The 4,029-nt window shown below is 69.3% G+C and carries 4 protein-coding genes; 2 read left to right on the top strand and 2 right to left on the bottom strand.

The window, feature by feature from the left end; all coding sequences use genetic code 11:
* Both ACRDP3_RS15780 and ACRDP3_RS15775 read left to right on the top strand, forming a co-directional pair.
* Positions 1–768 (top strand): aminotransferase class I/II-fold pyridoxal phosphate-dependent enzyme (locus tag ACRDP3_RS15780; protein WP_431517581.1); only part of this gene is annotated, 768 nt, incomplete at its 5' end.
* A gap of 96 nt (positions 769–864) precedes the next feature.
* A complete protein-coding gene (locus ACRDP3_RS15775; protein WP_431517580.1) occupies positions 865–1,272 on the top strand; it encodes a hypothetical protein in 408 nt (135 codons plus the stop codon).
* A 230-nt stretch (positions 1,273–1,502) separates the two neighbouring features.
* Here ACRDP3_RS15775 and ACRDP3_RS15770 read toward each other — a convergent pair whose 3' ends face one another.
* Positions 1,503–3,308: a phosphoenolpyruvate carboxykinase (GTP) gene (locus ACRDP3_RS15770; RefSeq protein ID WP_431517579.1), complete on the bottom strand. Its 1,806-nt coding sequence runs from the start codon at positions 3,306–3,308 to the stop codon at positions 1,503–1,505.
* Between the two features lie 79 nt (positions 3,309–3,387).
* Positions 3,388–3,933 carry a MaoC family dehydratase gene (locus tag ACRDP3_RS15765; RefSeq protein ID WP_431517578.1) on the bottom strand — a complete coding sequence of 182 codons (546 nt, stop codon included), beginning with the start codon at positions 3,931–3,933 and terminating at the stop codon, positions 3,388–3,390.
* Positions 3,934–4,029 lie beyond the last annotated feature (96 nt).

Below are 4,029 nucleotides of genomic sequence, written 5' to 3'. Positions count from 1 at the left end.
CAGTCCGACTGGATGCCCGACCTCGCGGACATCGAGCGCAAGGTGACCGACCGCACCAAGGCGCTCGTGATCATCAACCCGAACAACCCCACCGGAGCGGTCTACGACGAGGAGATGCTGCGCGGCCTCACCGACATCGCGCGCCGGCACAACCTCATCGTCTGCTCCGACGAGATCTACGACAAGATCCTCTACGACGGCGTCACCCACACCCCCACCTCCGTCATCGCCCCCGACCTGCTCACCCTCACCTTCAACGGCCTCTCCAAGTCCTACCGCGTCGCGGGGTTCCGCAGCGGCTGGATGGCCGTGTGCGGACCTAAGGCGCACGCGCAGAGCTACATCGAGGGGCTGACGATCCTCGCCAACATGCGGCTCTGCGCGAACATGCCCGCCCAGCACGCGGTGGCCGCCGCGCTCGGCGGCCGTCAGTCCATCGAGGACCTGGTCCTGCCGGGCGGCCGTCTCCTCGAGCAGCGCGACACGGTCCATGAACTGCTGACGCGGATCCCCGGCGTGACGTGTGTGAAGCCCAAGGGCGCGATCTACGCCTTCCCGCGGCTCGACCCCAAGGTCTACAAGATCAAGGACGACCGCGAGATGGTGCTCGACCTGCTACGGGCCGAGCAGATCATGATCGTCCACGGCACGGGCTTCAACTGGCCCGACCCCGACCACTTCCGCATCGTCAACCTGCCGTCGGTGCCCGAACTCGAGGACGCGGTGACCCGCATCGGGTCCTTCCTGGACGGCTACAGCCAGCCCTAGGCTCCCCACGTCCGGATCATGAAGTGCATACGGTTCAACTTTAGACGGAGTCCAAGTTAGACTGGCCGCCTGAGCACGCCCGGCAGGAGGCCGTCCATGTACGAACCCATCCGTTCCAAGTCGGTCCACACCACGTCCCATGTCGAGGGTCCCCATCGCACGAGGTTCGAGGAGCTGGACATACGTCTGGCCGGACACCTCACCGCGCTGCTCACCGTCACCGACGAGCTGCGGGCCCTCGCCCCGAGCACCGAGCTGGACGAAGCGGCTCTGCGGCTCGCGGCCCATGTGGCCGGCCGTCGCGACGGTCGGATGCCGCTGCGCGCGGCCCCTTCCGTACGGAGCACCGACCCCCATCGCACAGTGACCCTGCACCAGCGCGCCCACATGCTCGCGGGTCACGCACTGGTGGTGGCCAACTCCCTGGGAGACGAGCCGGCGGCCACCCTCGCGACGGAGCGCACCGACGCCCACGCCTCCGCCCTCGGCCTCACCCCCGCCTGACCCGACGCAGCCGCCAGCCGCCCACGTACGGGAGGGGCGGGACGCGCAGGCGTGCGTGTCCGGACACTCAAGCGTTATTTTCGGCCCGGGACATGCGACAGGCGGTCCCGGAACGCTTCCGGGTCCCGGGCAGTAAATAATGCCGTCCGGACACGCGCGCCGGAGCGGGACGCACCGCACCCCCCACCGGGCCCGCGACAACGCGAACCCGGTGAGGGCGACGAAGCGGGTCAGCCCAGGCGGGCGACCAGGGCGCGGTATTCGTCCCACAGTTCCGTCGGCGTGTGGTCACCGAAGGTGTTGAGGTGCTCGGGGACGAGCGCCGCCTCCTCGCGCCAGACCTCCTTGTCGACGGCGAGAACGAAGTCGAGCTGGGCCTCGGTCAGTCCGAGACCGTCCGTGTCCAGGGACTCCTTCGTCGGCAGCACGCCGATGGGCGTCTCGACCCCCTCCGCCTCGCCGTTCAGCCGCTCCACGATCCACTTCAGTACGCGGCTGTTCTCGCCGAAGCCCGGCCAGACGAAGCGGCCGTCCTCGTCCTTCTTGAACCAGTTGACGTAGTAGATCTTCGGCAGCTTGGCCTGGTCGGCGTTCTTGCCGACCTGCACCCAGTGGTCGAAGTAGTCGCCCATGTTGTAGCCGCAGAAGGGGAGCATCGCGAAGGGGTCCCGGCGGAGCTCGCCGACCTTGCCCTCGGCGGCGGCGGTCTTCTCGCTGGCCACGTTGGCGCCGAGGAAGACGCCGTGCTGCCAGCTGAAGGACTCGGTCACCAGCGGTACGGCCGTGGCGCGCCGGCCGCCGAACAGGATCGCCGAGATGGGGACGCCGCGGGGGTCCTCCCACTCCGGCGCGATGATCGGGCACTGCCCGGCCGGGGTGGTGAAGCGCGCGTTGGGGTGGGCGGCCGGGGTTCCCGAGTCGGGGGTCCAGTCGTTGCCCTTCCAGTCGGTGAGGTGTGCGGGCGTCTCCTCGGTCATGCCCTCCCACCACACGTCGCCGTCGTCGGTGAGGGCGACGTTGGTGAAGACGGAGTTGCCCCACAGGGTCTTCATCGCGTTGGCGTTGGTGTGCTCGCCGGTGCCGGGGGCGACGCCGAAGAAGCCGGCCTCGGGGTTGATCGCCCACAGCCGCCCGTCGTCGGCGAACTTCATCCACGCGATGTCGTCGCCGACGGTCTCGACGGTCCAGCCCTCGAGCGTCGGGATGAGCATCGCGAGGTTCGTCTTGCCGCAGGCCGACGGGAAGGCGCCGGTGACGTACTTGGTCTCCCCCTCCGGCGAGGTCAGCTTGAGGATGAGCATGTGCTCGGCCATCCAGCCCTCGTCGCGGGCGATCACGGACGCGATCCGCAGCGCGAAGCACTTCTTCCCCAGCAGCGCGTTGCCGCCGTAGCCCGAGCCGAACGACCAGATCTCGCGCGTCTCGGGGAAGTGCACGATGTACTTGTTGTCGGCGTTGCAGGGCCAGGGCACGTCCTCCTCGCCCTCGGCCAGCGGCCGCCCGACCGAGTGCAGGCAGGGCACGAAGTCGCCGTCCTCGCCGAGCACGTCGAGCGCGCCGGCGCCCATGCGGGTCATGATCCGCATCGAGACGGCGACGTACGCCGAGTCGGTCAGCTGCACGCCGATCTCCGCGATCGGCGAGCCCAGCGGCCCCATCGAGAAGGGCACGACGTACATCGTGCGGCCCTTCATCGCGCCGTGGAACAGCCGGCGCAGCGTCTCGCGCATCTCCCCCGGCTCGGTCCAGTTGTTCGTCGGGCCGGCGTCCTGGCGGCGTTCGGAGCAGATGAACGTGCGGTCCTCCACGCGAGCGACGTCGCCCGGGTCGGAGGAGGCGAGGTACGAGTTCGGGCGCTTGGCCTCGCTCAGGCGCCGGAACGTACCCCCGTCGACGAGCGCCTGACAGAGCCGGTCGTACTCCTCAGCCGAGCCGTCGCACCAGTGGACCGTGTCCGGCTGCGTGAGGGCGGCCACCTCCTCCACCCACGACAGGAGCTTCCGGTTGCTGGTCGGGGCGGACGTCTCGGTGGCCATTGCGCGGTCAACCTTCCTTCGATCGGGGGAAGAGCGTGATTCTGACGTGAACGCACCGGGCACGGCGGCGCTTGCGCGCCTACTCGACGTCCCCCTCGGCCGGCGTCGCCCCCGCCTCGCGGCGCGGGACGAGCACGAGCCGCTTGAACTCGGCCACCAGGACGCCGTCCTGGTTGAGCACGCGCGTGTGCACCTTGACCGTGCCGCGATCGGGCTTGGAGCGCGAGGGCTTGACCTCGAGGACCTCGGACTCGCAGAAAAGCGTGTCGCCGTGGAAGACGGGCGCCGGGTGCTTGAGCTCCTCGGTGGCCAGATTGGCGATCGCCTTGCCCGAGACGTCCGACACGCTCATGCCGAGCGCCAGCGAGTAGACCAGCGGCCCCACCACGACGTTGCGCCCCTGCTGGGAGGCCTTGGCGTAGACGTCGTTGATGTGCAGCGGGTGATGATTCATCGTGATCAGGCAGAACAGGTGGTCGTCCGCCTCGGTCACCGTCTTGGCGGGCCAGTGCTTGTAGGTCGCGCCCACCTCGAACTCCTCGAGGTAGCGGCCGTACGGGTGCGCCCCGGTCGCCTCGCGGGCGGCCTGGTCGGTCTCGATGGCATGCCTGGTGTCGGAGCTCATGGCGCCGGACTCTAGAGCCGGCGCGCCCCGCTAGATTCCCGCGCCCTATGCGCAACCCCCGAGACTTCGCTCAGCCGCTCGCGATCGGCGCTCCCC

Source organism: Streptomyces sp. (assembly GCF_050698815.1).
GTDB lineage: Bacteria > Actinomycetota > Actinomycetes > Streptomycetales > Streptomycetaceae > Streptomyces.
This window is presented reverse-complemented; position numbering and strand designations above follow the sequence as displayed.

Bases quoted from the DNA above. Each gene is read 5' to 3' on its own strand.
- ACRDP3_RS15765 (WP_431517578.1), bottom strand. From the start codon at position 3,933: ATGAGCTCCGACACCAGGCATGCCATCGAGACCGACCAGGCCGCCCGC.
- ACRDP3_RS15775 (WP_431517580.1), top strand. From the start codon at position 865: ATGTACGAACCCATCCGTTCCAAGTCGGTCCACACCACGTCCCATGTC.
- ACRDP3_RS15770 (WP_431517579.1), bottom strand. From the start codon at position 3,308: ATGGCCACCGAGACGTCCGCCCCGACCAGCAACCGGAAGCTCCTGTCG.